The sequence below is a fragment of the Stenotrophomonas sp. YJH_SMC_33 genome (genome assembly GCF_059372295.1).
The window spans coordinates 360,707-383,708 of the sequence record NZ_JCAFVJ010000002.1 but is presented as its reverse complement, the minus strand read 5'-3'; the positions used below and the strand labels follow the sequence as shown (position 1 = coordinate 383,708).

General features: G+C 66.4%; 21 protein-coding genes. 15 read left to right on the top strand and 6 right to left on the bottom strand.

All coding sequences use genetic code 11. The annotated features are described in order from the left end of the window. Position 1 precedes the first annotated feature (1 nt). The 9 genes from bamA to AC5P9W_RS05555 all read left to right on the top strand — a co-directional run bounded on the left by bamA (position 2) and on the right by AC5P9W_RS05555 (position 12,840). A complete protein-coding gene (bamA, locus tag AC5P9W_RS05595; RefSeq protein ID WP_019659128.1) occupies positions 2–2,365 on the top strand; it encodes an outer membrane protein assembly factor BamA in 2,364 nt (787 codons plus the stop codon). A 452-nt stretch (positions 2,366–2,817) separates the two neighbouring features. Beyond that, entirely contained in the window at positions 2,818–3,840 is a 1,023-nt protein-coding gene (lpxD, locus tag AC5P9W_RS05590) for a UDP-3-O-(3-hydroxymyristoyl)glucosamine N-acyltransferase (RefSeq protein ID WP_021203673.1), read from the top strand. Beyond that, complete coding sequence (gene fabZ / locus AC5P9W_RS05585) at positions 3,837–4,295, top strand: 3-hydroxyacyl-ACP dehydratase FabZ (RefSeq protein ID WP_005415845.1); 459 nt, start codon at positions 3,837–3,839, stop codon at positions 4,293–4,295. The genes lpxD and fabZ overlap by 4 nt, the downstream gene beginning before the upstream one ends. A gap of 16 nt (positions 4,296–4,311) precedes the next feature. Continuing rightward, positions 4,312–5,103 (top strand): acyl-ACP--UDP-N-acetylglucosamine O-acyltransferase, encoded by a 792-nt coding sequence (gene lpxA / locus AC5P9W_RS05580; RefSeq protein ID WP_005415844.1) that lies wholly within the window; start codon positions 4,312–4,314, stop codon positions 5,101–5,103. Positions 5,104–5,156: 53 nt separating this feature from the next. After that, complete coding sequence (gene lpxB, locus AC5P9W_RS05575) at positions 5,157–6,359, top strand: lipid-A-disaccharide synthase (protein WP_227844006.1); 1,203 nt, start codon at positions 5,157–5,159, stop codon at positions 6,357–6,359. Beyond that, the gene (gene rnhB, locus AC5P9W_RS05570; RefSeq protein WP_021203671.1) at positions 6,356–7,015 is read left to right on the top strand and encodes a ribonuclease HII; all 660 of its coding nucleotides are present in this window, start codon (positions 6,356–6,358) and stop codon (positions 7,013–7,015) included. Before lpxB ends, rnhB begins: the two co-directional genes overlap by 4 nt. A 236-nt stretch (positions 7,016–7,251) precedes the next feature. Next, the gene (gene dnaE / locus AC5P9W_RS05565; protein WP_111102008.1) at positions 7,252–10,842 is read left to right on the top strand and encodes a DNA polymerase III subunit alpha; all 3,591 of its coding nucleotides are present in this window, start codon (positions 7,252–7,254) and stop codon (positions 10,840–10,842) included. A 55-nt stretch (positions 10,843–10,897) separates the two neighbouring features. Continuing rightward, complete coding sequence (locus tag AC5P9W_RS05560) at positions 10,898–11,767, top strand: hypothetical protein (RefSeq protein ID WP_021203669.1); 870 nt, start codon at positions 10,898–10,900, stop codon at positions 11,765–11,767. 113 nt (positions 11,768–11,880) lie between these two features. Continuing rightward, positions 11,881–12,840, top strand: coding sequence for an acetyl-CoA carboxylase carboxyltransferase subunit alpha (locus tag AC5P9W_RS05555; protein ID WP_019659134.1), 960 nt, complete (start codon positions 11,881–11,883; stop codon positions 12,838–12,840). Positions 12,841–13,124: 284 nt separating this feature from the next. On the opposite strand, the gene AC5P9W_RS05550 is transcribed toward AC5P9W_RS05555, so the two are convergent. After that, on the bottom strand, positions 13,125–13,580 hold the full coding sequence (locus AC5P9W_RS05550; protein WP_021203668.1) for a CopD family protein: 456 nt from the start codon (positions 13,578–13,580) through the stop codon (positions 13,125–13,127). A 149-nt stretch (positions 13,581–13,729) separates the two neighbouring features. On the opposite strand from AC5P9W_RS05550, the gene AC5P9W_RS05545 reads away from it, so the two are divergent. Together AC5P9W_RS05545 and AC5P9W_RS05540 are read left to right on the top strand one after the other, a co-directional pair. Next, positions 13,730–14,320, top strand: a complete 591-nt coding sequence (locus AC5P9W_RS05545; RefSeq protein WP_495218939.1) for a class I SAM-dependent DNA methyltransferase — start codon at positions 13,730–13,732, stop codon at positions 14,318–14,320. A gap of 93 nt (positions 14,321–14,413) precedes the next feature. After that, positions 14,414–15,721 carry a polyhydroxyalkanoate depolymerase gene (locus AC5P9W_RS05540; protein ID WP_155029199.1) on the top strand — a complete coding sequence of 436 codons (1,308 nt, stop codon included), beginning with the start codon at positions 14,414–14,416 and terminating at the stop codon, positions 15,719–15,721. Positions 15,722–15,827: 106 nt separating this feature from the next. Here AC5P9W_RS05540 and AC5P9W_RS05535 read toward each other — a convergent pair whose 3' ends face one another. Further along, positions 15,828–16,817: a sensor domain-containing protein gene (locus tag AC5P9W_RS05535; protein ID WP_180832681.1), complete on the bottom strand. Its 990-nt coding sequence runs from the start codon at positions 16,815–16,817 to the stop codon at positions 15,828–15,830. After that, entirely contained in the window at positions 16,814–17,179 is a 366-nt protein-coding gene (locus AC5P9W_RS05530; protein WP_069138000.1) for a PadR family transcriptional regulator, read from the bottom strand. Before AC5P9W_RS05530 ends, AC5P9W_RS05535 begins: the two co-directional genes overlap by 4 nt. Before the next feature lie 220 nt (positions 17,180–17,399). Between AC5P9W_RS05530 and AC5P9W_RS05525 the strand changes: the two genes are divergently transcribed. Together AC5P9W_RS05525 and AC5P9W_RS05520 are read left to right on the top strand one after the other, a co-directional pair. Continuing rightward, positions 17,400–17,873 (top strand): lytic transglycosylase, encoded by a 474-nt coding sequence (locus AC5P9W_RS05525; protein ID WP_180832682.1) that lies wholly within the window; start codon positions 17,400–17,402, stop codon positions 17,871–17,873. A 130-nt stretch (positions 17,874–18,003) separates the two neighbouring features. After that, entirely contained in the window at positions 18,004–18,906 is a 903-nt protein-coding gene (locus AC5P9W_RS05520; RefSeq protein ID WP_111098964.1) for a peptidylprolyl isomerase, read from the top strand. Positions 18,907–19,487: 581 nt separating this feature from the next. Here AC5P9W_RS05520 and AC5P9W_RS05515 read toward each other — a convergent pair. Next, positions 19,488–20,360: an EamA family transporter gene (locus AC5P9W_RS05515; RefSeq protein ID WP_134735788.1), complete on the bottom strand. Its 873-nt coding sequence runs from the start codon at positions 20,358–20,360 to the stop codon at positions 19,488–19,490. A 115-nt stretch (positions 20,361–20,475) separates the two neighbouring features. On the opposite strand from AC5P9W_RS05515, the gene AC5P9W_RS05510 reads away from it, so the two are divergent. Both AC5P9W_RS05510 and AC5P9W_RS05505 read left to right on the top strand, forming a co-directional pair. Next, positions 20,476–21,420 carry a LysR substrate-binding domain-containing protein gene (locus tag AC5P9W_RS05510; protein ID WP_134735789.1) on the top strand — a complete coding sequence of 315 codons (945 nt, stop codon included), beginning with the start codon at positions 20,476–20,478 and terminating at the stop codon, positions 21,418–21,420. 68 nt (positions 21,421–21,488) lie between these two features. Next, positions 21,489–21,782, top strand: coding sequence for a hypothetical protein (locus tag AC5P9W_RS05505; RefSeq protein WP_021203661.1), 294 nt, complete (start codon positions 21,489–21,491; stop codon positions 21,780–21,782). 31 nt (positions 21,783–21,813) lie between these two features. On the opposite strand, the gene AC5P9W_RS05500 is transcribed toward AC5P9W_RS05505, so the two are convergent. Together AC5P9W_RS05500 and AC5P9W_RS05495 are read right to left on the bottom strand one after the other, a co-directional pair. Then, on the bottom strand, positions 21,814–22,593 hold the full coding sequence (locus AC5P9W_RS05500; protein WP_495218981.1) for a DUF4349 domain-containing protein: 780 nt from the start codon (positions 22,591–22,593) through the stop codon (positions 21,814–21,816). Between the two features lie 32 nt (positions 22,594–22,625). Continuing rightward, the gene (locus AC5P9W_RS05495; RefSeq protein ID WP_495218936.1) at positions 22,626–22,982 is read right to left on the bottom strand and encodes a GFA family protein; all 357 of its coding nucleotides are present in this window, start codon (positions 22,980–22,982) and stop codon (positions 22,626–22,628) included. Between the last annotated feature and the right edge of the window lie 20 nt (positions 22,983–23,002).

Here is a 23,002-nt window from a genome sequence, read left to right as displayed (position 1 = left end):
CATGACGCGACTCCCCAATCGCCGCCTGCTGGCCCTCGCCCTTGCCGCCGTCACCGGCGCCCCCGCCCTGGCCCAGGCAGCCGAGCCCTTCACTGTCAGCGACATCCGCGTCGACGGCCTGCAGCGCATCAGCTCGGGCACGGTGTTCACCTACCTGCCGGTGGAACGTGGCGAGACGGTCACCGACAGCAAGGTCGGCGAGACGATCCGCGCCCTGTACAAGACCGGCTTCTTCGAGGATGTGCAGCTGGACCGACAGGGCAGCATCCTGGTAGTGACCGTCAAGGAACGCCCGGCGATCAACAAGCTGACCGTGACCGGCAACAAGGACATCAAGTCCGAGCAGCTGCTCAAGGGCCTGTCCGACATCGGCCTGACCGAGGGCGGCACCTTTGATCGGCTGAGCCTGGACCGCGTGACCCAGGAACTTCGCCGCCAGTACAACGACCGCGGCAAGTACAACGTCGAGATCACCCCCACGGTGAGCCCGCTGGACCGCAACCGCGTGGACATCGCCATCGCCATCAAGGAAGGCAAGGCGGCCAAGATCCGCCACGTCAACCTGGTGGGCACCGAAAAGTTCGAGAGCAAGGACATCCTGGAAACCTGGGAGTCCAAGGAGCACAACTGGGCGTCCTGGTACCGCCGTGACGACCAGTACTCCAAGGAAAAGCTGTCCGGCGACCTGGAAAAGCTCAATTCCTGGTACCTGGACCGCGGCTATGTCGACTTCAGCATCGATTCGACCCAGGTGTCGATCAGCCCCGACAAGCGCGACATGTTCCTCACCGCCGGCGTGACCGAAGGTGCGCAGTACAAGATCTCCGAGATCAAGGTCAGCGGCGACACCATCCTCCCGCAGGAGGACGTCGAGCGCATGGTGATCCAGAAGTCCGGCGATACGTTCTCGCGTGCGCTGCTGGAGTTCAGCTCGGACACCATCACCAATTCGCTGTCCAACATCGGCTACGCGTTCGCCAAGGTGAACCCGATCCCGACCACCAACCGCGCCGAGCAGACCGTGGCGATCAACATGCAGGTCGTGCCCGGCCCGCGCGTGTCGGTGCGTCGCATCCTGTTCCGCGGGAACACGCGTACGTCCGACGAAGTGATGCGTCGCGAAATGCGCCAGTTCGAGAACAGCTGGTACTCGCAGGCCGCGATCGATCGTTCCAAGATCCGCCTGCAGCGCTTGGGCTACTTCGAATCGGTGGACGTCGAGACCCCGGCCGTCAGCGGCAGCAACGACCAGGTCGACGTCGTCTACAACGTCAAGGAAACCACCTCGGGCAGCTTCGTGTTCGGCCTGGGTTACTCGCAGTCCTACGGCATGACCACGTCGGTGCAGCTGTCGCAGAACAACTTCCTCGGCGGCGGCAACCGCGTGTCGGTCGAAGCCTCGCGCAGCAGCTACCTGCAGCGCTACGGTTTCAGCTACACCAACCCGTACTTCACCGATGACGGCGTGTCGCTGGGCTACAACCTGTCCTGGCGCGAACTGGATTACTCCGACTTCAACACCGCGCAGTACAACAGCACCAACGGTGCCGCGCAGGTGGTGTTCGGCGTGCCGCTGACCGAGACCGACACCGTCTCGCTGATGTTCGGCATCGACAGCAACCAGATCACCACCTACGAAGGCTCGACCCCGCAGTCGATCATCGACTACATCAACGCCGTCGGTAAGCGCACCTTCCATGCCTGGCGCACCGAGCTGGGCTGGGCGCGCGACTCGCGCAACGACTACTTCATGCCGACCCGCGGTACCTACCAGCGCGTGGGCCTGGAAACCACGCTGCCGGGTTCGACCATCGAGTACTACAAGCTGAACTACCAGATCAGCAAGTACTGGCCGATCATGCCGTCGCTGGTGATCAACACCCGCGCCGAAATCGGCTACGGTGATGCGTACGGCAAGGACTACACCCGTACGCTGACCAATCCGGATGGCACCACCCGCACCGTCACCGCCAGCGGCCTGCCGTTCTTCGAGAACTTCTACGCCGGTGGTACCAACTCGGTACGCGGCTTCGAGGACAACACACTCGGCCCGCGCGAAGTTACCCGCGGCTACCCAGAAGGCCAGCCGCTGGGTGGCTCGCTGAAGACCGTCGGCTCGGTGGAGGCCTACTTCCCGCGCCTGTTCGACAGCCCGTCGGCGCGCGTGTCCGCCTTCGTCGACTTCGGCAACGTGTATACCGGCGTGGACAACTTCAAGGCCAACGAGCTGCGCGTATCCACCGGTGTGGCCCTGCTGTGGCGCGCCCCGGTCGGCCCGATCTCGATCAGCTACGCCTTCCCGCTGAAGAAGGAAGACGATGACAAGATCGAACGCCTGCAATTCACGTTCGGTGGCCAGTTCTGAGGAACTCTGTTCCTCAGAACTGATCCACCTCCGGTGAATTGCCCGCGCATTTCACCTATCCCCCGCGCCGCTGGCGCCCCCTTCAACAAAGGGGGGCTCTCCACCAGACGGGGCGCGAAGCGCCGGGCATTGCCCGGCGTTTTCGTTTTACTTGCTCGCCGCCCTTACTTCCCGCGCTCGCGTGAAATCATCTGGTGATGGCGCAGGGGGCTGACCAGGACCGTTGGCGCCATGGGCCCGAGGCATGCCTCGGGCGGGTTGGGCAGGACGCCCAACCCCGGTCTTGCCGTGTGCGCAGGACAGCGCACACGAGCAAGGCGCCATCGAGCACCATGGAGGGGCTTTTGCGTGTCCTGGCCAGGGCCACCCGCCGCCTCCCACCGTACCCGGCAGGCGCCAAGCCCTGCCCCCCCCCGCATGACCGCAATGGCGTCACACGTTAAACTCCCGCCGTGAATACTCCCACCTACACCGCCCAGCAACTCGCCGAGCAGTTCGGCCTGCAGGTCCATGGCGACCCCGCCACCGCCATCCATGGCGTGGCCACCCTCGCCCATGCCGGTCCTGGCCAGCTGACCTTCCTTGCCAACCCGCGCTACCGCGCCCAGCTGGCCGACAGCCAAGCCTCGCTGGTGGTGCTGCGTGCCGAAGACGCCGAGTCCGCTCCCGGCGCCGCGCTCGTCGCCAAGGACCCGTACACCACCTTCGCCAAGATCGCCGCGCTGTTCGACATCGCGCCGACCCGTCCGCCGGGCATCCACCCCAGCGCGGTGATCGACCCCAGTGCCCAGGTTGCGGCCAGCGCGCACATCGGTCCGTTCGTCTCGGTCGGTGCGCGCAGCGTGGTCGGCGAGAACTGCATCATCGGCGCCGGCAGCGTGATCGGCGAGGACTGCAGCCTGGATTCCGGCTGTGAGCTGATCGCCCGGGTCACCCTGGTCACCCGGGTCCGGCTGGGCAAGCGCGTGCGCGTGCATCCCGGTGCCGTGCTCGGCGCCGACGGCTTTGGCCTGGCGATGGACGCCGGCAAGTGGATCAAGGTGCCGCAGCTCGGCGGCGTGCGCATCGGCGACGATTGCGAAATCGGCGCCAACACCTGCGTCGACCGTGGCGCGCTGGAAGACACCGTGCTGGACGAAGACGTACGCCTGGACAACCTGGTGCAGATCGCGCACAACGTGCAGATCGGTGCGCATTCGGCCATCGCCGGTTGCACCGGCATCGCCGGCAGCGCCAAGATCGGCCGCTATTGCCTGCTCGGCGGCCACGTCGGCGTTGTCGGCCACCTGGAGATCTGCGACAAGGTCGTGATCACCGGCAAGTCGGTGGTCCGCAATTCCATCCATGAGCCGGGCGAGTACTCATCCGGCACCCCGTTGACCGACAACCGTACGTGGCGCAAGAACGCCGCGCGTTTCAAGCAGCTGGACGCATTGGCTCGCCGCGTCCTGGCTGCTGGCAAGGAGAAAGAATGAACGATTCGCTGCAGCTTCCGATCGACGTCTGCCAGATCCAGGAACTGCTTCCACACCGCTACCCGTTCCTGCTGGTGGACCGGGTGCTTGAACTCGACGTCGAGGCCAAGCGGATCCTGGCGCAGAAGAACGTCAGCATCAACGAGCCGTTCTTCCAGGGCCACTTCCCGGGCCGCCCGATCATGCCCGGCGTACTGATCATCGAAGCGCTGGCGCAGGCCGGCGGCGTGATGACCCAGCTCACGCTTGGCCGCGATGCGCAGTCCAAGCTGTTCTACATGGTCAAGGTGGAAAACGCCCGCTTCAACAAGCAGGTCGTCCCCGGCGACGTGCTGATGCTGGACGTGCAGATGAAGCGCCTGATCCGCAACATGGGCTGGTACTACGGCGAAGCCAAGGTCAACGGTGAAGTCGTCGCGTCGGCCGAGGTCATGTGTGCCGGCGCCAAGGGCTGATCCACTGGAGGCAGCAATGACTGACAACGCACCGCGGATCCACCCCACCGCCGTCATCGACCCGGCCGCACGCCTGGCCGACGATGTCCAGGTGGGCGCCTTCACCCTGATCGGCCCCGACGTTGAAATCGGTGCCGGTACGGTGGTGGGCCCCCATTGCAGCATCCACGGCCCGACCCGGATCGGCCGCGACAACCGCTTCGTCGGCCATGCCGCGATCGGTGGCGAGCCGCAGGACAAGAAGTTCGGCGGCGAGCGCACCGAACTGGTGATCGGCGACCGCAACGTGTTCCGCGAGTTCGTCACCCTGAACCGTGGCACCGGCGGCGGCGGCGGCATCACCACCATCGGCAACGACAACTGGATGCTGGCCTACACGCACGTGGCGCACGACTGCCATGTCGGCAATTTCTGCGTGTTCTCCAACAACACCACCCTGGCCGGCCATGTGACCGTGGGCGACTACGTGATCATCAGCGGCTTCGCCGGTGCCCACCAGTTCTGCCGGATCGGCGCGCATGCCTTCCTCGGCATGGGCGCGCTGACCAATGGTGACGTACCGCCGTTCACCATGGTCGGTACTGATTCGCTGGGACGCCCGCGCGGCATCAACAGCGAAGGCCTGAAGCGACGTGGCTTCGACGCTGACCGCATTTCGGCCATCAAGCGTGCCTACCGCACGCTGTACGTGGCGGGCCTGCCGCTGGCAGAGGCCAAGGTGCAGCTGACCGAGCAGGCGCGTGACAGCGACGACGTAAAGGCGATGCTGGACTTCATCGAGCACGCCGAGAGGCCCCTGCTGCGATGAGCAGCACGACCGGCCAGGCGCCGGCCGGCGCCGCAGTGATCCCGCTGGCCTCGATGACCGGCAGCGTCCCGGCGCAACGGGTGCTCAGCGAGCGCCCGTTGCGGATCGCGCTGGTGGCCGGCGAGGCCTCCGGCGATCTGCTCGGTGCGGGCCTGGTCCGCGAACTGAAAGCGCGCTTCCCGAATGCCGAGTTCGCCGGCATCGGTGGCGACGCCATGCGCAGCGCGGGCTGCCAGACCTGGCACGATGCCAGCGAGCTGGCGGTGATGGGCCTGACCGAAGTGCTGCGCCACCTGCCGCGCCTGCTCAAGCTGCGTTCGGCGTTCCGCCAGCGTGCGCTTGACTGGCAGCCGGACGTGTTCATCGGCATCGACGCCCCCGACTTCAACCTGGGTATCGAGCGTTGGCTGAAGCAGCGTGGCGTGAGCACCGTGCATTACGTCAGTCCCTCGGTCTGGGCCTGGCGCGAAAAGCGCGCCGAGAAGATCGGCAGCAGTGCCGACCTGGTGCTGTGCCTGTTCCCGATGGAGCCACCGATCTATGCCAGGCACGGCATCGACGCGCGCTTCGTCGGCCACCCGATGGCCGATGACATTCCGCTGCAGGGCAATCGCGAGGAAGCACGCGCCGCGCTCGGACTGCCGGCCTCGGCCAAGGTGCTGGCAGTGTTGCCGGGCAGCCGCCTGGGCGAGATCTCGCGCCTGGGCGAACCGTTCTTCGAAGCCGCCTGGCAGGTCTCCGAACGCATTCCGGGCCTGCATGTGGTGGTGCCTGCCGCCAACCCGGCCTGCAGGGAACTGATCGAGGAACAGCTGTCGCGCTCGGCGCTGCCGGTGGCCTATTCGCATGTGCTGGATGGCCAGGCGCGCAACGCGATGATCGCCGCCGACGTGGTGGTGCTGGCCTCCGGTACCGCGACCCTGGAGGCCATGCTGGTGAAGCGGCCGATGGTGGTCGGTTACCGCGTCAACGAACTGACCTATCGACTGGTGAAGGCGCTCGGCCTGATCAAGGTCGACCGCTTCGCCCTGCCCAACATCCTGGCCGGGCAGGACCTGGCACCGGAACTGATGCAGCACGACTGCACGCCGGACAAGCTGGCCGCGGCCATCCAGCAGTGGTTCGACCACCCGCAGCGGGTGACCGATCTGCAGGATGCCTACGTGCGCCTGCACGAGCGGCTGCGCCGCAACGCCTCGGCGCGTGCCGCCGACGCCGTTGGCGAACTGCTGATGCGCGACCAGGCACAGGCATGAGCCGCCGTCACGCCGCCGCAGCCAGCCTGACCCTGTTCGACGGTGCGCCCGTGGTCGAGCCGGAGCGCCTGGTCGCTGGCGTCGACGAGGCAGGCCGTGGCCCACTGGCCGGGCCGGTCGCGGTGGCAGCGGTGGTGTTCGACCCGTCGCGACCACGGATCAACGGCCTGGATGACTCCAAGCAGCTGACCGCGGCCCGCCGCGAGCAGCTGCATGACCGCATCATCGAGCGCGCCCTGGCCTGGCATGTGGTGCTGGTGGACGTGGACACCATCGACCGCCTGAACATCTACCAGGCCACCCTGCAGGGCATGCGTGACGTCGTTGCAGCGGTCGCCCATGTGGCCGGCTTCGCGCGCATCGACGGCAACGTGGTGCCCAAGGGCCTGGCACTGCCGGCGCAGGCGCTGGTCGGCGGCGATGGCATCGACCGCGCGATCATGGCCGCCTCGATCCTGGCCAAGGTCTCGCGCGACCGCTACATGCAGGAGGTGCATGCCCGCCATCCGAAGTACGGCTTCGAACAGCACAAGGGCTACGGCACCCCGGCCCACCTGGCCGCCCTGCGCGAGCACGGCCCCTGCATGGAGCACCGCCGCAGCTTCGCTCCGGTGCGTGAGTGTCTGGACCTGACGCAGGCGGCGGCCATCGCCTGAGCCAGCTGGAGTTGTAGTGCCGAGCCCATGCTCGGCTGCTGTGGACAGCCGAGCATGGGCTCGGCTCTAAGAAGGCGGCCTCCCGCACGCCTGAATCCGGCGCCACGCCGTGCCCCTGTCAAGCCTTGTGGCAACCCCCTGCCCTCGCTACCCTGACCGGGCATTCCAGCGCTTCCCGACCCCGGCGACGAACCTCCGTCAGCACCCGGGGCCCGCGCGCTCCAACCTGGTCCGGCATGTCCAACTCCCGCTTCGTACATCTCCACGTCCACACCGAGTTCTCGCTGGCGGACTCCACCATCCGTGTGCCGGCCAAGCCGGACCAGGCGGACCCGAAGAAGGCCAAGCAGGCCAACCTGCTGTCGCGCTCGGTCGAGCTCGGCCTGCCGGCGCTGGCGGTGACCGACCTCAACAACCTGTTCGCCCTGGTCAAGTTCTACAAGGCCGCCGAAGGCGTGGGCATCAAGCCGATCGCCGGTGCCGACGTGCTGATCGCCGAGGAAGGCCAGGACCCGTGGCGGATGACCCTGCTGTGCCGTGATCGCGAAGGCTACCTGAGCCTGTCGCGGCTGCTGACCCGCGCCTGGATGGAAGGCCATCGCCCCGAAGGCGGCGTAGCCATCCACCCGGACTGGCTGAAGGCCGGCAACGCCAACCTGTTCGCGCTGGCCGGCCGGCAGAGCCTGGCCGGACGCCTGGCGCTGGACGGCAAGCATGAGCTGGCCGAGCAGCAGCTGGCCGACTGGCAACGGGTGTTCGGCGATGGCCTGCACCTGGAGCTGACCCGCACCGGCCGCGAGGGCGAGGAAACCTTCAACCAGTTCGCGCTGATGGCTGCGGGCCAGCGTGGCCTGCCGGTGGTGGCCAGCAATGACGTGCGCTTCCTGTCGCCGTCCGATTTCAGCGCGCATGAGGCGCGCGTGTGCATTTCCACCGGCCGCGTGCTGGACGATCCCAAGCGTCCGCGCGAGTACAGCGACCAGCAGTACCTGAAGTCGGCCGAGGAGATGTGCGCGCTGTTCGCCGACATCCCCGACGCGATCGACAACACGCTGGCGCTGGCCGAGCGCTGCAACATCGAGATGCGGCTGGGCACCTACTTCCTGCCCAACTACCCGGTGCCCGACGACGAAACGCTGGATACCTGGATCCAGAAGATGTCGCGCGAGGGCCTGGAAGAGCGCCTGGAGAAGAATCCGCTGGCGCCGGGCAAGACCCGTGAGGAGTACTTCCAGCGCCTGGAGTTCGAGCTCAACACCATCATCAAGATGGGCTTCCCCGGCTACTTCCTGATCGTGGCCGACTTCATCCAGTGGGGCAAGAACCAGGGCATCCCGATCGGTCCCGGCCGCGGCTCGGGTGCCGGCTCGCTGGTGGCCTGGGCGCTGAAGATCACCGACCTGGATCCGCTGCCGTACAACCTGCTGTTCGAGCGCTTCCTCAATCCGGAACGCGTGTCGATGCCCGACTTCGACATCGACTTCTGCATGGACCGCCGCGACGAGGTGATCGACTACGTCGCGCGCAAGTATGGGCGCGAGCGCGTCAGCCAGATCATCACCTACGGCACCATGGCCGCCAAGGCGGTGGTGCGCGACTCCGGCCGCGTGCTCGGGTTCCCGTACGGCCTGGTCGACGGCGTTTCCAAGTTGATCCCGAACATCCTGGGTATCCACCTGAAGGATGCGCTGGGCAGGGGCAAGGAAGGCCCGAGCTCGGAAATGGCGTCGCCGGAACTGATCCAGCGCTACGAGACAGAGGACGATGTCCGCGACCTGATCGACCTGGCGCTGCAGCTGGAAGACCTGACCCGCAACGCCGGCAAGCACGCCGGCGGCGTGGTGATCGGGCCCGAGCCGCTGAGCGAGTTCTGCCCGCTGTATGCGGAACACGACGAAAATGGGCTCGGCAAGAACCCGGTCACCCAGTTCGACAAGAACGACGTGGAAGAAGTGGGCCTGGTGAAGTTCGACTTCCTCGGCCTGCGCACGCTGACCATCATCGACTGGGCGGTGAAGGCGATCAACAAGCGCCACGAACGCGCGGGCATTCCGCCGGTCGACATTGCCGCGATCCCGCTCGACGATGCGCCCACCTACAAGGACATCTTCGCCAACGGCAACACCGGCGCGGTGTTCCAGTTCGAATCCTCGGGCATGCGCCGCCTGCTGAAGGACGCGCGCCCCGACCGTTTCGAAGACCTGATCGCGCTGGTGTCGCTGTACCGCCCTGGCCCGATGGACCTGATTCCTTCGTTCAACGCGCGCAAGCACGGCCAGGAAGAAATCATCTATCCCGATCCGCGCACCGAAGCGATCCTGAAGGACACCTACGGCATCATGGTGTACCAGGAGCAGGTGATGCAGATGGCGCAGATCGTCGGCGGCTACTCGCTGGGCGGCGCCGACCTGCTGCGCCGCGCGATGGGCAAGAAGGTGCCGGCGGAAATGGCCAAGCACCGTGAGATCTTCCGCGAAGGTGCGGCCAAGGGCGGCGTCGATGGCCCCAAGGCCGACGAGATCTTCGACCTGATGGAGAAGTTCGCCGGCTATGGCTTCAACAAGTCACACGCCGCTGCATACGCACTGGTCAGCTACCAGACCGCGTGGCTGAAGCGCCATTATCCGGCCGAATTCATGGCGGCCACGCTGTCTTCGGACCTGGACAACACCGACAAGGTGGTCGGCTTCCTCGACGAGGTGCGCAACCTCGGCCTGACCGTGCTGCCGCCGAAGGTGAACCAGTCGGCCTTCATGTTCGAAGCGGTCACCCCGGACACGATCCAGTACGGCCTGGGCGCGATCAAGGGCGTGGGCCAGGGCGCCTGCGAAGCGGTGGTCGAGGAACGACTGAAGGGCGGCCCGTTCAAGGATCTGCTGGACTTCTGCACCCGCGTCGGCTCGGCCAAGCTCAACCGGCGCACGCTGGAAGCGATGATCAACTGCGGTGCGCTCGATGAGCTCGGCCGCAACCGTGCCTCGCTGATGCTGCAGTTGCCGGAAGTGATCAAGGCCACTGATCAGATGGCACGCGAGCGTGCGTCCGGACAGAACTCGCTGTTTGGCGGGCCCGACCCGAGCACCGTTTCGATCCAGCTGGACCTGCCGGAAGCCGAAGAATGGCCGTTGCTGCAGCGCCTCAACGGCGAGCGCGACACGCTGGGCTTCTACCTCAGCGGCCACCCGTTCGATCCCTGGCGCGACGATGTGCGCGATCTGGTAGGCAACGACCTGGGTTCGGTGGAGAAAATCTGGAGCGCCAACAGCGGTGGCGGCGGTGGCGGCGAGAAGCGCTGGCGCCCGGAGGTGCAGACCGTGCTGGCAGGCCAGGTGGTCGGCGTGCGCCGCAAGGGCGAAAGCCAGATCTTCATCCAGCTGGAGGATGGCCGCGGCCGCGTCGAGTGCAGTGCGTTCTCCGATGCAATGGCCGAGTTCGGCCACCTGATGACCAAGGACCGCATCCTGGTGGTCAAGGGCGGCCTGCGCGAGGACGAGTTCAACGGTGGCTACGCGCTGCGCATCCGCCAGTGCTGGGACTTCGACGAAGTCTGCGCCAACTACGCCACGCGGCTGTCGCTGCGCCTGGACCTGCGCCAGCAGCGCCCGGTCTGGGAGCGCATCAATGCCCTGCTCGACCGCCATCGCCCGGGGCGCACGCCGCTGCGCCTGGACCTGCTGCTGAAGGGCCCGCACGGCGGTGTCGCCGGCATGCTCGATGTCTCCGGGCAGAGCGCGGTACGCATCGATTCCAAGCTGATGGAGGCGCTGCGCGCCGACCCGGCCGTACGCACGCTGAAGGTGCGCTACAGCCCGCCGTGGGCCAGCTGAGGCTGGCTCCTTCGTGTTCCTGTTTTCCCGTTCCAACCATCAAGGACGATTGCCCATGAAGACCCTGCTGTTTCCGTTCGTTGCCGCACTGGCACTGGCCGCCTGCTCGCCGTCGAAGATCGAGTTCCAGATCGACAACCCGACCGACGCGCCACTGGCGCTGAGCATCGACGGCCAGGACGTGCCAGTGGCCGCGCACGGCTCGCGCCCGATCTCGCTCGCCATTGGCGAACATCGCCTGCACACCGACGCGCTTGGCGACGTGCGCTTCATCGTCTACGTCGACGGTCGTGGCGGCCTGATCAACCCGACCCTGAGCGAGTACGTGATTGCTCGCGAGGTCTATGTCACCGACGAGAGCAAGCTGAAGAATTTCGGCGTCGGCAACAACGGGATCGAACTGGGCGGGGTCAACTTCGAAGGCCCCTTCGAGAAGCGCCACGACCTGTTCATCGACAAGACCTGGACCTACGGCGTGCGCGAACCCTTCCCCAAGGAAAAGGTGGTCGCCCACGTCGATTCCAGCGGCGGCCAGATCGTGGCCAAGGTGTTCACGGCCCCGGATTTCATCGCCTACGTCGAAGAAGGCATGGGCGAACCCGGTGCATTCAAGCGCCAACAGCCGGCCGGCTACGTGGCCCCGGCATTCAGCCTGGAACCGGCCCCGGCCAGCCTGCCGGCACTGGACCCCGCCTTCGAGGCGCACGCCGCGCCGCTGCGCGAGGTCTATGCGCGCTGGCTGAAGGCCACCACCGCCGATGAACAGAAGGCCCTGCGCAAGCAGGACTTCGACGCGCAGATGGCCTTCACCTCGGCCACCGCCACCCTGGGCAGCGGCCTGGGCCGGGAGGCCAACGAGGCCTACAACGACTTCGTTTCCCAGCGCAGCCAGTTGATGGGCCGCAGCGCCCTGGTGGTGCCCTGAGCTGACTGGCGCCGCCTGCCCGGCTGCGTTACCGTCGCCTTCCAGACGAAGGCGTACGGGTGGTTTGCACGCATTCGGCTAGAATTGCCCCCTTCTTTACACGACGGCTTCCGATGAATCCGAACTACCTCGACTTCGAGCAACCCATCGCCGACCTGGAAGCCAAGATCCAGGAACTGCGCAACGCCAGTGCCGGGCCGGCGGTCAATGTCGAGGCGGAAGTGCACGCGCTGCAGGACAAGCTGCGCATGCGCACCGCGCAGATCTTCCGCAACCTGACCTCGTGGCAGGTGCTGCAGTTGGCCCGGCACCCATCGCGTCCGTACACCGCCGACTACATCCGCGTCATGTTCGATGAGTTCCAGGAGCTGGCCGGTGACCGCGCCTTCGCTGACGACAAGGCGATCATGGGCGGCCTGGCCCGCATCAATGGCCGCGCGGTAATGGTGATCGGCCACCAGAAGGGCCGCGACACCAAGGAAAAGATCAAGCGCAACTTCGGCATGCCCAAGCCGGAGGGCTATCGCAAGGCACTGCGCCTGATGAAGATGGCAGAGCGCTTCGGCCTGCCGGTGCTGACCCTGATCGACACCGCCGGCGCCTGGCCGGGCATCGACGCCGAGTCGCGCGGCCAGTCCGAAGCGATCGCGCGCAACCTGATCGAGATGGCCGAGCTGAAGGTGCCGATCATCTGCACCGTGATCGGTGAAGGCGGCTCCGGCGGTGCGTTGGCACTGGGTGTGGGCGACCGCACCGTGATGCTGGAATACGCGGTGTACTCGACCATCACGCCGGAAGGCTGCGCCTCGATCCTGTGGAAGGACGCCGGCAAGGCCAAGGAAGCGGCCGAACAACTGGGCCTGACTGCCCCGCGCCTGAAGAGCCTGGGCCTGGTCGACAAGGTCGTGCGCGAGCCGACCGGTGGCGCCCACCGCAACCCGACCCAGATGGCCAAGCGCCTGAAGGCCGTGCTGCTGAACGAGCTGGACGCGCTGGACAAGCTGTCCACCGAACAGCTGCTGGAACAGCGCTACACGCGCCTGCGCAGTTACGGCACGTACGAGGCAGCCTGATTCATCGGCTTGTTAATTTCTTGCTCGTGCAAGAAAGTAACCAAAGAACACGCCGCCGAACGCGAACCGGTGCTGTGCACCGGTTCCCTGCGCTTCTCGGTGAATCAGGGGACGGCGCCGAACTCGCTGCGCTCAGACATCGGCGCCTCTTCGCCCCTGTTTCACCTGCGATGCTCGGCTCTCTCATGGCGGACCTGGACATCAAAAGCCACAGCTGCACCCAGTAGATCCACGCCATGCGTGGATGCATCTGTGCGATGCGCCGCGCGCGCAGCGCGCCCCGTTCAGAACGGCTTGGCCAGCACCAGCCACACGATCGGAATGAACGCCAGCAGCGGGATCTCGTTGATCCAGCGCAGCGCGCGCGACGACGGCAGCGCCCGGCCCTTGGCCACGCCCTTGAGCAGGCGGCCGATCCAGCCGAAGTACACCAGCAGCACCACCACCAGCCCCAGCTTGGCGTGCAGCCAGCCGGCAGCTCCCGGAGCCACCATGGTCGGGAAATCGGGGATGACCTTGTAGCCCAGCCACAGCACCAGGCCGAGCAGGAACGCCAGGCCGAACATCGAGTGGCCGAAGCGGTACAGGCGCAGGCCCATCAGCTGCAGGCGCTCGCTCACCGCCGGCTGGCCCGCGGTCTCGGCCAGGTTCACCAGGATGCGCGGCAGGTAGAACACCGTGGCCATCCACGCCACCACGAACACGATGTGGAAGGTCTTGACCCAGTAGTAGCTCTGCATGCGCTCGCTCCGGCGGCTGGCGTAGGTTGGCGGCCATTCTCGCATGCCGTGGCGAAGCCGCCGCAGGCACGCCCGCCGCGACACATCGACGCATGGCGCGCCGCAACACCGTACGATAGGCGCCGTTTTCCCCGATCGCGCACCGCCCCATGGACAAGACCTACGACGCCGCCTACTTCCAACGCTGGTACCGCCGTGCCGACATCGGCGGCAGCGCCCGCCTGGCGCGCAAGGTTGCGTTGGCCGTGGCCAGCGCCGAGTACTACCTGGAGCGGCCGATCCGCAGCGTGCTGGATATCGGCTGCGGTGAAGGCGCCTGGCGCGCGCCGCTGCTGAAGCTGCGTCCGAAGGTCGAATATCTCGGCTTCGACAGCAGCGAGTACGCTGTGCGCCGCTACGGCAGGACCCGCAACCTGCACCTGGCCGCCTTCGGTGATTTCGCCTGGCTGCGGCCCTGCGCCCCGGTCGACCTGCTGGTGTGCTCGGACGTGATGCACTACGTGCCCGACCGTGAACTGCGCGCCGGCCTGGCCGGGGTGGCCGAGCTGACCGGTGGCGTGGCCTTCCTGGAGACCTTCGCCGCCGAGGATGAATTCGACGGCGACCACGAGGGCTTCCACGCCCGCCCGGCGCGCTGGTACCGCCGCACGCTGGCCCGGCACGGCCTGCAGTCGGTGGGGTCGCACTGCTGGCTCGGCCCCGCCCTGGCAAGCGATGCCGCCGCGCTGGAACGGATGTGAATCCGGATTCATTATTTTCAGGCAACTTAACCTGCGGGACACCCGGATGGGATATGCTGCGCGGCAACATATGACCATACATATTCGGTCGTCATGCTCTATCAACTGCACGAACTGACCCGCAACCTGCTTGCCCCCTGGGTGCACCAGGCCCAGGCCAACGCCAAGTTCTTCGCCAACCCGGGCCACTGGTGGTCGCAGATGCCGGGTGCCGATCGCCTGGCGGCGGTCAACGAGTTGTTCCATCGCATCGGCAAGGATTACGAGAAGCCCGAGTGGGGCATCAACGAAATCGAGGTCGAAGGCGAGCGCGTGCCGATCGTCGTGCACGAGGAAGTAAGCAAGCCGTTCTGCAAGCTGCTGCGCTTCAAGCGCCACAGCAATGAAGCCGACCAGCTGCACACCATGCTCAACCAGCCGTTCGTGCTGGTGGTGGCACCGCTGTCCGGCCACCATGCCACGCTGCTGCGCGATACCGTGCGCACGCTGCTGCGCGACCACCGCGTGTACGTCACCGACTGGGTTGACGCGCGCATGGTACCGGCCAGCGAAGGCGAGTTCGGCCTGGACGACTACATCGCCTATATCCAGGAGTTCATCCGCCACCTGGGTGTCGAGCGCCTGCACGTGGTCAGCGTGTGCCAGCCCACCGTGCCGGTGCTGGCCGCGGTTTCACTGATGGCCAGCCGTGGCGAGCCGACGCCGCGCACGCTGGTGATGATGGGCGGCCCGATCGATGCGCGCTGCAGCCCGACCGCAGTGAACAACCTGGCCACGCAGAACCCGCTGTCGTGGTTCGAGAACAACGTCATCCACACCGTGCCGGCCAGTTACCCCGGCGCCGGCCGCCGCGTGTATCCGGGCTTCCTGCAGCACGCCGGCTTCCTGTCGATGAACCCGAGCCGCCACTTCAGCTCGCACTGGGATTTCTACACCGACCTGGTCAAGGGCGACCTGGAAGACGCCGACGCGCACCGTCGCTTCTACGACGAGTACAACGCGGTGCTGGACATGCCGGCCAAGTACTACCTGGACACCATCCGCGTGGTGTTCCAGGACTTCCTGCTGCCGCGTGGCGAGTGGGTGGTCAATGGCGAGAAGGTCGACCCGTCGGCGATCCGCGATACCGCGCTGCTGAGCATCGAGGGCGAACTGGACGACATCGCCGGCCTCGGCCAGACCGAAGCCGCGCAGGCGCTGTGCACCGGCATTGCTGCTGACCGCCGCGAGCATTTCATCGTCGAAGGCGCCGGCCACTACGGCATCTTCAGTGGCCGTCGCTGGCGCGAAGTGGTGTACCCGAAGGTACGCGACTTCTTCGCCGCGCATGCCGAAACCCCGGCGGCGAAGGCTACGAAGAAGAAGAGCAACGTCACCCCGTTGCGGCGAAAGGCGGGGTAACCAGGCCCTGGTAGATGCCAACCTTGGTTGGCGCTCTACCATGGATCCCGGCATCTGATCGATCGTGCCAACCAAGGTTGGCACCTACCGAAGCCTGGGCTCCCGCTTACAACCGCACCAGCAGGTTCTTGGCGATCAGACCATGCAGTTTGCCGACGCCGCGTGCCAGGTGCATGGTCAACAACAGCAGCAGTACGCCCACGGCGGCGATCACGATGCCCACCAGCGGCGAAGCGGCCATCGGCAACACGTTCACGCCGTCGACGTACACGCCCGGAATGTCACCGCTGAACAGTGCGGCCACCGGTGCCCAGATGAACCCCAGTGACAGCGACAGCAACGTCACCGCGATGGTGAAGTAGATGACGCCCAGCGGCAGCATCAGCACGAAGTACAGCAGGGTCAGCCAGGTACGGCCATCGGTGAACATGTCGCCGATGCGCTGCAGCCAGGTGCGGCTGCGGTCGGTGTAACGCGGGCGGCGCGGCATGCGCTCGCCCAGCAGTGCTTCCACCAACCGCCCTTCCAGCAGCGCCAGCCCGCGCACCGAGCCGAAGAACAGCACGGTCAGCGGAATGCCCACGATCAGGATCAGCAGGCCCAGCGACAATGACAGGCCGGTCACCACCCAGGTGAAGAAGAAGATGCCGGTGGCCAGCGACAGCAGCATGTAGAACAGCGCACCGTAGGTGTGCGGATCGGTCACCACGCCGAAGACACGCGCCAGCAGCGAACGCTGCACCGGCGCCGGCGGCGGTGAGGCCGGCTCGACGCCACTGGCTTCGGCCGCCGCACGCAGCACCGGTGCGGTATCCGCACGCGGCGTACGCAGCGCGCGGTTCACCGTCACTTCGGTCTCGCGGTAGATCTCGGCCACTTCGTCCGGCGCGCCATAGCTGCCGGCCACGTCGGCGATGACCTCGGCTTCGCTGCGGCCGGGCTGCGCGGCCAGCTCCGAGCGCAGGTACTCCTCGGCGTCGTACAGCGCGTCCTGCACCATCGCCGGATCGGCACCTTCCAGCGCCGCGCGCAGCTGCGCCAGGTATTGCGGGATGGTGGTCGGCAGGGCGCGGCCTGCCAGGCTCGGGTCGTTCATTGCGGTACCCCCTCCAACACGGAATCGACGGAATCGCGGGTGGCCTGCCAGGCCTGGCGCCATTGCGCCAGAACCTCGCGGCCACGTTCATTGATGCGGTAGTAGCGCCGGGGCGGACCACTGCTGGATGGCTCCACATGGCTTTCCAGCAGCCCGGCGCCCTCCAGGTTGCGCAGCACCGGGTACAGCGCGCTCTGCTTGCCGCTCAGCACGCCCTCGCCCACCCGCTCCAGCTCCTTGGCAATGAGATAGCCGTACAGCGGCTCCCCGGCCTGGGCCAGCACCGCCAGCAGGGCCAGCGACACCGTTCCGGCGCTGAGCTCCTTCTGGAACTTCTTCAGGTGGACATCGTCCTCGGACATGGCCGGCCCTCCACTACGTTGAAGTCCACAGTAGTGCGAAGTTCGGTATAGCGAATGTGTCGTTAGTCACTCTGCCGGTTGGCGAGGGCCGGATGACCACCTGGCCGGCAGGCCCATTGGCTTGCTTGTCCCTCTGCGAACCGCGGCATACCGTCACCTTCCAACAGCGCAGCGGCTGATCCAGCTCCTGCGAGCACGACGGTCCCGGGAGTATCCACTTATGACTGAGTTTTATTATTGCGACTTCTGGTTTGGCGCAAAGAAGTCCGCCCGAAACATAATCAGTGAATCCGAAGCCAAATCGAGACATGAGAGCCAGGCTCGCTATACGGTTCTCGTTGGCTCCCCCACCACGCCATCAGCGATTATCGATGTGCTGTTGGACAAAGAAATGATTGGCGTCGACTTTCTGGATGAACATCTAAGGGAGCGCCTGACGTATCAATTCCAGCAGGTAGCGCCGGGAAATCTGTTCCTGAGCATGGCGGTACATAGAACGTTCGATGAGAAGAGTGACGGCATTGCCGAAGGGACAAGCTACCTCTTCAATGAAGATGGTCGGCTTACGATAACCAGGGAGAATTTTTCACCTCATCATCTGGAAGAGTCTTCAACTACGCACGATCCGACAGGCAACTATGAACCTGTTCCTGTCTTCGGCCATTACTCCGGTCTAATTGCAGAAGAACGATAGGCGTTGATTCCAGACCCATTGGATCGGCCAAGAGGCCGTGCGCAGGCTGACGCGATTGCCCTACATCTCGCTTGGCGATGTGGTCTCTAGTCGCGCAGAATCGAACCCTCGTTCATGTTCCGGGGTTCCCATGCCGCACCGTCGTCGCCTTGCCCTGACCGCCCTCGCCCTGGCCTGCCTGCTGCCCTCGCTGGCCAGCGCTGCCGCCCCGTACCGCAGCCCGCAGCAGGTCCTCGACGCCTCGGCGGCCAGCGACTGGCGCACCCCGGACCCGGCCAACCTGCTGTACATGGACCTGCCGGCCGGGCGCGTGATCATCGAACTGGCGCCGCAGTTCGCCCCCCGCCATGTCGCCAACATCCAGACCTTCGCCCACGAGCACTTCTGGGACGGCACCAGCATCTACCGCTCGCAGGACAACTTCGTGGTGCAGTTCGGCGATGCCGACGCCGATGACGCGGCCAAGGCCAGGCCGTTCGGCAGCGCCGCGCGCAAGCTGCCGGCCGAGTTCGAACGCGCCAGCGCCGGCCTGAAGGTCAGCGTGCTGCCGGATCGCGATGGCTGGGCCGCGCAGACCGGTTTCGTCGACGGCTTCCCGGTCGGCCAGGACCCGCAAGCCGGCAAGGCCTGGCTGGCGCACTGCTACGGCATGCTCGGTGCCGGCCGCAGCAACGAGGAAGACAGCAGCATCGGCGCCGAACTGTACGTGGTGACCGGTCAGTCGCCGCGCCAGCTGGACCGCAACATCACTCTGGTCGGTCGCGTGTTGAAGGGCATGGAACTGCTCAGCGCGACCCGGCGCGGACCGGCGCCGATGGGCTTCTACACCGACCCGAAGCTGCGTACGCCGATCCTGTCGATCCGCCGTGCCAGCGACGTGCCGGCGGCCGAGCGCACGCCGATCCAGGTACTGCGTACCGACTCGAAGACCTTCGCCGATACGGTGGAGGCGCGGCGCAACCGCGTGGATGATTTCTACAAGCGCCCGGCCGGGCATATCGATCTGTGCAATATTCCGGTGCCGGTGCGGTAGGAGCCTGGCTTCCTGCACGTGGCGCGTGCTGAAGGTGCTTCACTGTTCATGGGCGTCACTTTTCTTTTCGCGCGAAAAGAAAAGTAACCAAAAGAAACGCGCCGCCAGGTCGCGAGCCGCCGTGCTTCGCACGTCGGTCCCCTGCGCTTCTCGGTGAATCAGGGGACGGTGCCGAACTCGCTGCGCTCAGACATCGGCACCTCTTCGCCCCTGATTCCCCTGCGATGCTCGGCTCGCTCAAGGCGGACTCAAGGTCAAGAGCCACAGCTGCACGACGATGTTTGGTAGTGCCGGGCCGGGCCCGGCGAGCGAAGCGACCGCTTTTGCCTTTGATCTTGGGTCCGCCTTGAGCGAGCCGAGCACCGCAGGTCCGGCGAGGGCGAAGAGGCGCGGGTGTTTGAGCGCAGCGAGTTCCCGCGCCGTCCCTCGACGGGCCGAGGAGCGCAGGGTACCGGTGCGCAGCACCGGCTCGCGGCCGGCGGCACGTTTCTTTTGGTTACTTTTCTTTGCGTACAAAGAAAAGTAACGCCCATGAACAATGAAGCACCTTCAGCACGCGCCACGCGCAAAACGCCAACGCCTCAGCCCTTCTGACTCACCGCCACGCTCCCCAGAATCAACGCCCCCGCCACCAACATCTGTACCGTCACCGCCTCCCCCAGGAACAACCACGCGAACGCCGCGCCGAACAGCGGAATCAGGTAGGTCACCGTCGACGCACGCGACGGGCCGATACGGCCGATCAGGCGGTAGAACATCAGGAACGCCAAGCCAGTGCAGGCCACGCCCAAGGCAATCGCCGCGCCCCACGCCTTGCCCGGAATCGCCGCCTGCGGCCAGTGGTTCACCGCCATCGGCAGCATCCACAGCGAGGCGCAGGACAGCGTTGCCGCCGCGGCGGCGGCCGACGGCAACCCAGTCATGTGCCGCTTCACCAGGTTCACGCCCAGGCCGTACAGCAGCGATGCCGCCGCACCGGCCAGCACTGCGGTGCCGATGCTCAGGCCGGAAACCTTGGCCGTGGCCAGCACCACCACGCCGGCGAAGCCGACCAGCAGCGCCCCGGCACGGCGCATGCCGATCTTCTCGCCGAAGAACAGGAACGCGATCAGCGCGGCAAACAGCACCGTCATCGCATTGCAGATCGCGCCGATCGCCGCCGGCGCCTGTTCCGCTGCATAGGCGAACAGCACGAACGGCAACGCCGAGTTGATCAGGCCGATCGGCGCCAGCCACAGCCAGCGCCGCGGCGGGAACTGCGCGCGGGCGCGCCACAGGAACGGCAGCAGCACCAGCGCACCCAGCACCAGCCGCACCTCGACCAGCGCGAACGGGCCGAACGACGGCACCGCCACCCGCATGAACAGGAACGAGCAACCCCAGATGGCGCCCAGCAGGGTCAATTCCAGCGGCGTGCGCCAATCGCGCTCGGCCGCCTGTGGGACCGCATTCATGCCTTGCCTCCGTACATCGTCAATTCTTCGCCAATGCGGACAGGATCAGGCGCAGACGCCCGCGGCACAAGCGCGTAGTATCGCTGCCAGCCACAAATATGGTTTGAGGCTCGACATGCTGCTACGCCCTTCCCTGCTACCCGCACTGGCCGTGTTCGCGGTCGCGGCGCGCCACCAGAACTTCGCCCAGGCCGCGCAGGAGCTGCACCTGACCGCCAGCGCGGTCAGCCACCACGTCCGCCGCCTGGAAGAAGTGCTGGAAGTACGGCTGTTCCTACGCCACGCCCGCGGCGTGCGCCTGACTGCCGAGGGCCGGCAACTGGCCGACGCTGCCAGCGCCGCCTTCACCGATGTCGCGGCCGTCGCCCATCACCTGCAGCCGGATGCCGACAGCGTGCCGCTGCGCATCACCACGCTGCGCTCGCTGTCCTACTGCTGGCTGCTGCCACGGCTGCCGCGCTTCACCCAGGCCTATCCGCATATCCGCATCGAGCTGCATACCGGCAGCGGGCTGGATCGCTATGACGACAACGGCCCGGAAGTGGGCATCCGCTACGGCCTGGGCCAATGGCCCGGCCTGCGTGCGCAGCACCTGATGGATGACTACCTGTTCCCGGTCGCCTCACCGGCACTGGCCGGCGTCGAAACGCTGGTCGATCCGGCGCGCATCGCCGACCTGCCGCTGCTGACCGACCTGTCGCCGCAGGGCTGGCGCGACTGGCTCCGCCACGCCGGCGTGCGCACGCCGTCGCCGCTGCCACCCATGCACACCTTCGCCGACAGCACCGACGCGATGCGTGCAGCGGTGTATGGCATGGGCGCGGTGCTGGCGCGCACCCACATCGCCCAGCCCTACCTGCAGCGCTACGAGGTGGTGCGCCTGCCCGGCCCGGCGCTGAAGGCGCGCTATGCGTATCACGTAGTGCATGCCGAAGGACAACCGCCCAGCCCGGCCGCACGCCTGTTCATCGACTGGCTGCTGGAACAGGCGCAGGACGAACGCACACCGATTCCGGCATTGCCGGACAGCCTGCTCGGGCGCCCGGCCACGCCCACCTGACTTCGCCCTCACCCATTCTTTGCCCGATGCTGGCTAGGCTGCAGGCAACTCCACAACGTACCTACGCCATGGCCATGCTGCGACTGCGCATTACCGGAACCGAAGACGACGCCCGTGCCATCAGCGACCTGCTGCTCGGCCTGGATGGCATCGAGCATGTCGAGGAAACCGACGACCTGATGCCGCACATGGACGACGACGACTCCAGCTCGGCCGGGCTGTCCGATGACATCGGCCCGGGCATCCACGAGCTGGAAGTGGAAGTGGGCAATGAAAGCACCGCGCAGAAGGTGCGCGACGCCGTGCAGGATCTGGCGCTGGAACTGGATGTGTTCGTCGAGTACGAAACCGACGAGGGCTGATGCCGGCGGGCTGCCGGCATCAGCCTTGACCTCAGCGGTTGGGCGGCAGCTTGCGACGGTGGCGACGCCACCATGCGCGCACGCCCCAGGCTGCGACCAGGGCCAGCACCGCCACCGGCAGCAGCGCGGCAACAGCACGAATCAGGAACGCCACGCTGGTGCTGAGAATGCTGCCCGACTCGCTCAGCGCCTCGCCGATCTCACTTCGGCTGCGTTGGCCCGAAGTGGTCTCGAAGTGCAGCGTCACCAGCTGGGTATCGATGCGCCGGCGCTGCTGCGCGGCGTCCTTGTTGGCCTGCTCGACACCCGCCTCGATCTCTGACAGGCGCGTGGTGATCGCCATCAGATCTTCGATCTTCAGGTCCTTGCGGTCCTGGTAGGACAGCAGGCGGGCGTGCTCCTTTTCAAGCCGCGCCTTGGTCAGCGCCGTGTCTGCCACGGCCTGTGCCAGATCCTCGGCGCGGGTGGTGCGCGACTGCAGCGTTCCGCCCTCACCGGCCATCGCGATCAGCGGCTCGGCGCCCTTCGGCGCGATGCGCACCTTGACCTCACCGCTGGGTCGCTCGCCACTGCGCTGGTCGACCTGCAATACCGCGCAGTCGCCGAACTTCGCGCTCTGGCAGGCTTGGGCGATCTGCTGGATGCGCGGCGCGATCTTTGCCGCCTCCAGCTGCACCTGCACGTCATGTTCATAGGCGAGGAACGCACCTTCTGGCGACGCGACGGCCGCTTCGGCGGCCGGGGCGCCCGCATCCGCGGCCATGTCGCCCTGCTTGGCGCAGCCCGCCAATGCCAGCAGCACCACCGGCATCGCCAGGCTGCGCGTCCAGGCGCGCGCGCCCGTCACAGTGCGGCTCCGTCGTAGGAGGTCACCGAAAGGCCAGCCAGATCGACCTGCGGCACGCAGCGCACGTTCACCGCCACCATCGGTGTGCCGCTACGCGGATCGACCGCTTCGCTGTAGGGGGCGACGCCACATTCGCGGCAGTGGTGATGGTCGATGTGGGCCTTGTTGAAGTGGTAGGTGGCCACGTCAGCCGGATCGGTGGTCAGCTGGAACGCCGCACGCGGGGCGAACCACAGCAGGCTGCCGCGACGCTGGCACATCGAACAGTTGCAGTCGATGACGTCGCTGATCGGCGCCTCGGCCTGTACGGTGAATGCGATCCTGCCGCAATGGCAGCTTCCCTGGTATTCCATGTCCTGCGCTCCTTTGGAGG

What these genes read in the sequence shown, in the direction of transcription:
- AC5P9W_RS05495 (WP_495218936.1), bottom strand. Translation starts at nt 22,982, where the DNA reads ATGGAATACCAGGGAAGCTGCCATTGCGGCAGGATCGCATTCACCGTA.
- AC5P9W_RS05505 (WP_021203661.1), top strand. Translation starts at nt 21,489, where the DNA reads ATGGCCATGCTGCGACTGCGCATTACCGGAACCGAAGACGACGCCCGT.
- AC5P9W_RS05560 (WP_021203669.1), top strand. Translation starts at nt 10,898, where the DNA reads ATGAAGACCCTGCTGTTTCCGTTCGTTGCCGCACTGGCACTGGCCGCC.
- bamA (WP_019659128.1), top strand. Translation starts at nt 2, where the DNA reads ATGACGCGACTCCCCAATCGCCGCCTGCTGGCCCTCGCCCTTGCCGCC.
- AC5P9W_RS05535 (WP_180832681.1), bottom strand. Translation starts at nt 16,817, where the DNA reads ATGAACGACCCGAGCCTGGCAGGCCGCGCCCTGCCGACCACCATCCCG.
- dnaE (WP_111102008.1), top strand. Translation starts at nt 7,252, where the DNA reads ATGTCCAACTCCCGCTTCGTACATCTCCACGTCCACACCGAGTTCTCG.
- rnhB (WP_021203671.1), top strand. Translation starts at nt 6,356, where the DNA reads ATGAGCCGCCGTCACGCCGCCGCAGCCAGCCTGACCCTGTTCGACGGT.
- AC5P9W_RS05520 (WP_111098964.1), top strand. Translation starts at nt 18,004, where the DNA reads ATGCCGCACCGTCGTCGCCTTGCCCTGACCGCCCTCGCCCTGGCCTGC.
- AC5P9W_RS05545 (WP_495218939.1), top strand. Translation starts at nt 13,730, where the DNA reads ATGGACAAGACCTACGACGCCGCCTACTTCCAACGCTGGTACCGCCGT.
- AC5P9W_RS05540 (WP_155029199.1), top strand. Translation starts at nt 14,414, where the DNA reads ATGCTCTATCAACTGCACGAACTGACCCGCAACCTGCTTGCCCCCTGG.
- AC5P9W_RS05515 (WP_134735788.1), bottom strand. Translation starts at nt 20,360, where the DNA reads ATGAATGCGGTCCCACAGGCGGCCGAGCGCGATTGGCGCACGCCGCTG.
- AC5P9W_RS05500 (WP_495218981.1), bottom strand. Translation starts at nt 22,593, where the DNA reads ATGCCGGTGGTGCTGCTGGCATTGGCGGGCTGCGCCAAGCAGGGCGAC.
- AC5P9W_RS05525 (WP_180832682.1), top strand. Translation starts at nt 17,400, where the DNA reads ATGACTGAGTTTTATTATTGCGACTTCTGGTTTGGCGCAAAGAAGTCC.
- lpxB (WP_227844006.1), top strand. Translation starts at nt 5,157, where the DNA reads ATGACCGGCAGCGTCCCGGCGCAACGGGTGCTCAGCGAGCGCCCGTTG.
- AC5P9W_RS05510 (WP_134735789.1), top strand. Translation starts at nt 20,476, where the DNA reads ATGCTGCTACGCCCTTCCCTGCTACCCGCACTGGCCGTGTTCGCGGTC.
- fabZ (WP_005415845.1), top strand. Translation starts at nt 3,837, where the DNA reads ATGAACGATTCGCTGCAGCTTCCGATCGACGTCTGCCAGATCCAGGAA.
- AC5P9W_RS05530 (WP_069138000.1), bottom strand. Translation starts at nt 17,179, where the DNA reads ATGTCCGAGGACGATGTCCACCTGAAGAAGTTCCAGAAGGAGCTCAGC.
- AC5P9W_RS05555 (WP_019659134.1), top strand. Translation starts at nt 11,881, where the DNA reads ATGAATCCGAACTACCTCGACTTCGAGCAACCCATCGCCGACCTGGAA.
- AC5P9W_RS05550 (WP_021203668.1), bottom strand. Translation starts at nt 13,580, where the DNA reads ATGCAGAGCTACTACTGGGTCAAGACCTTCCACATCGTGTTCGTGGTG.
- lpxA (WP_005415844.1), top strand. Translation starts at nt 4,312, where the DNA reads ATGACTGACAACGCACCGCGGATCCACCCCACCGCCGTCATCGACCCG.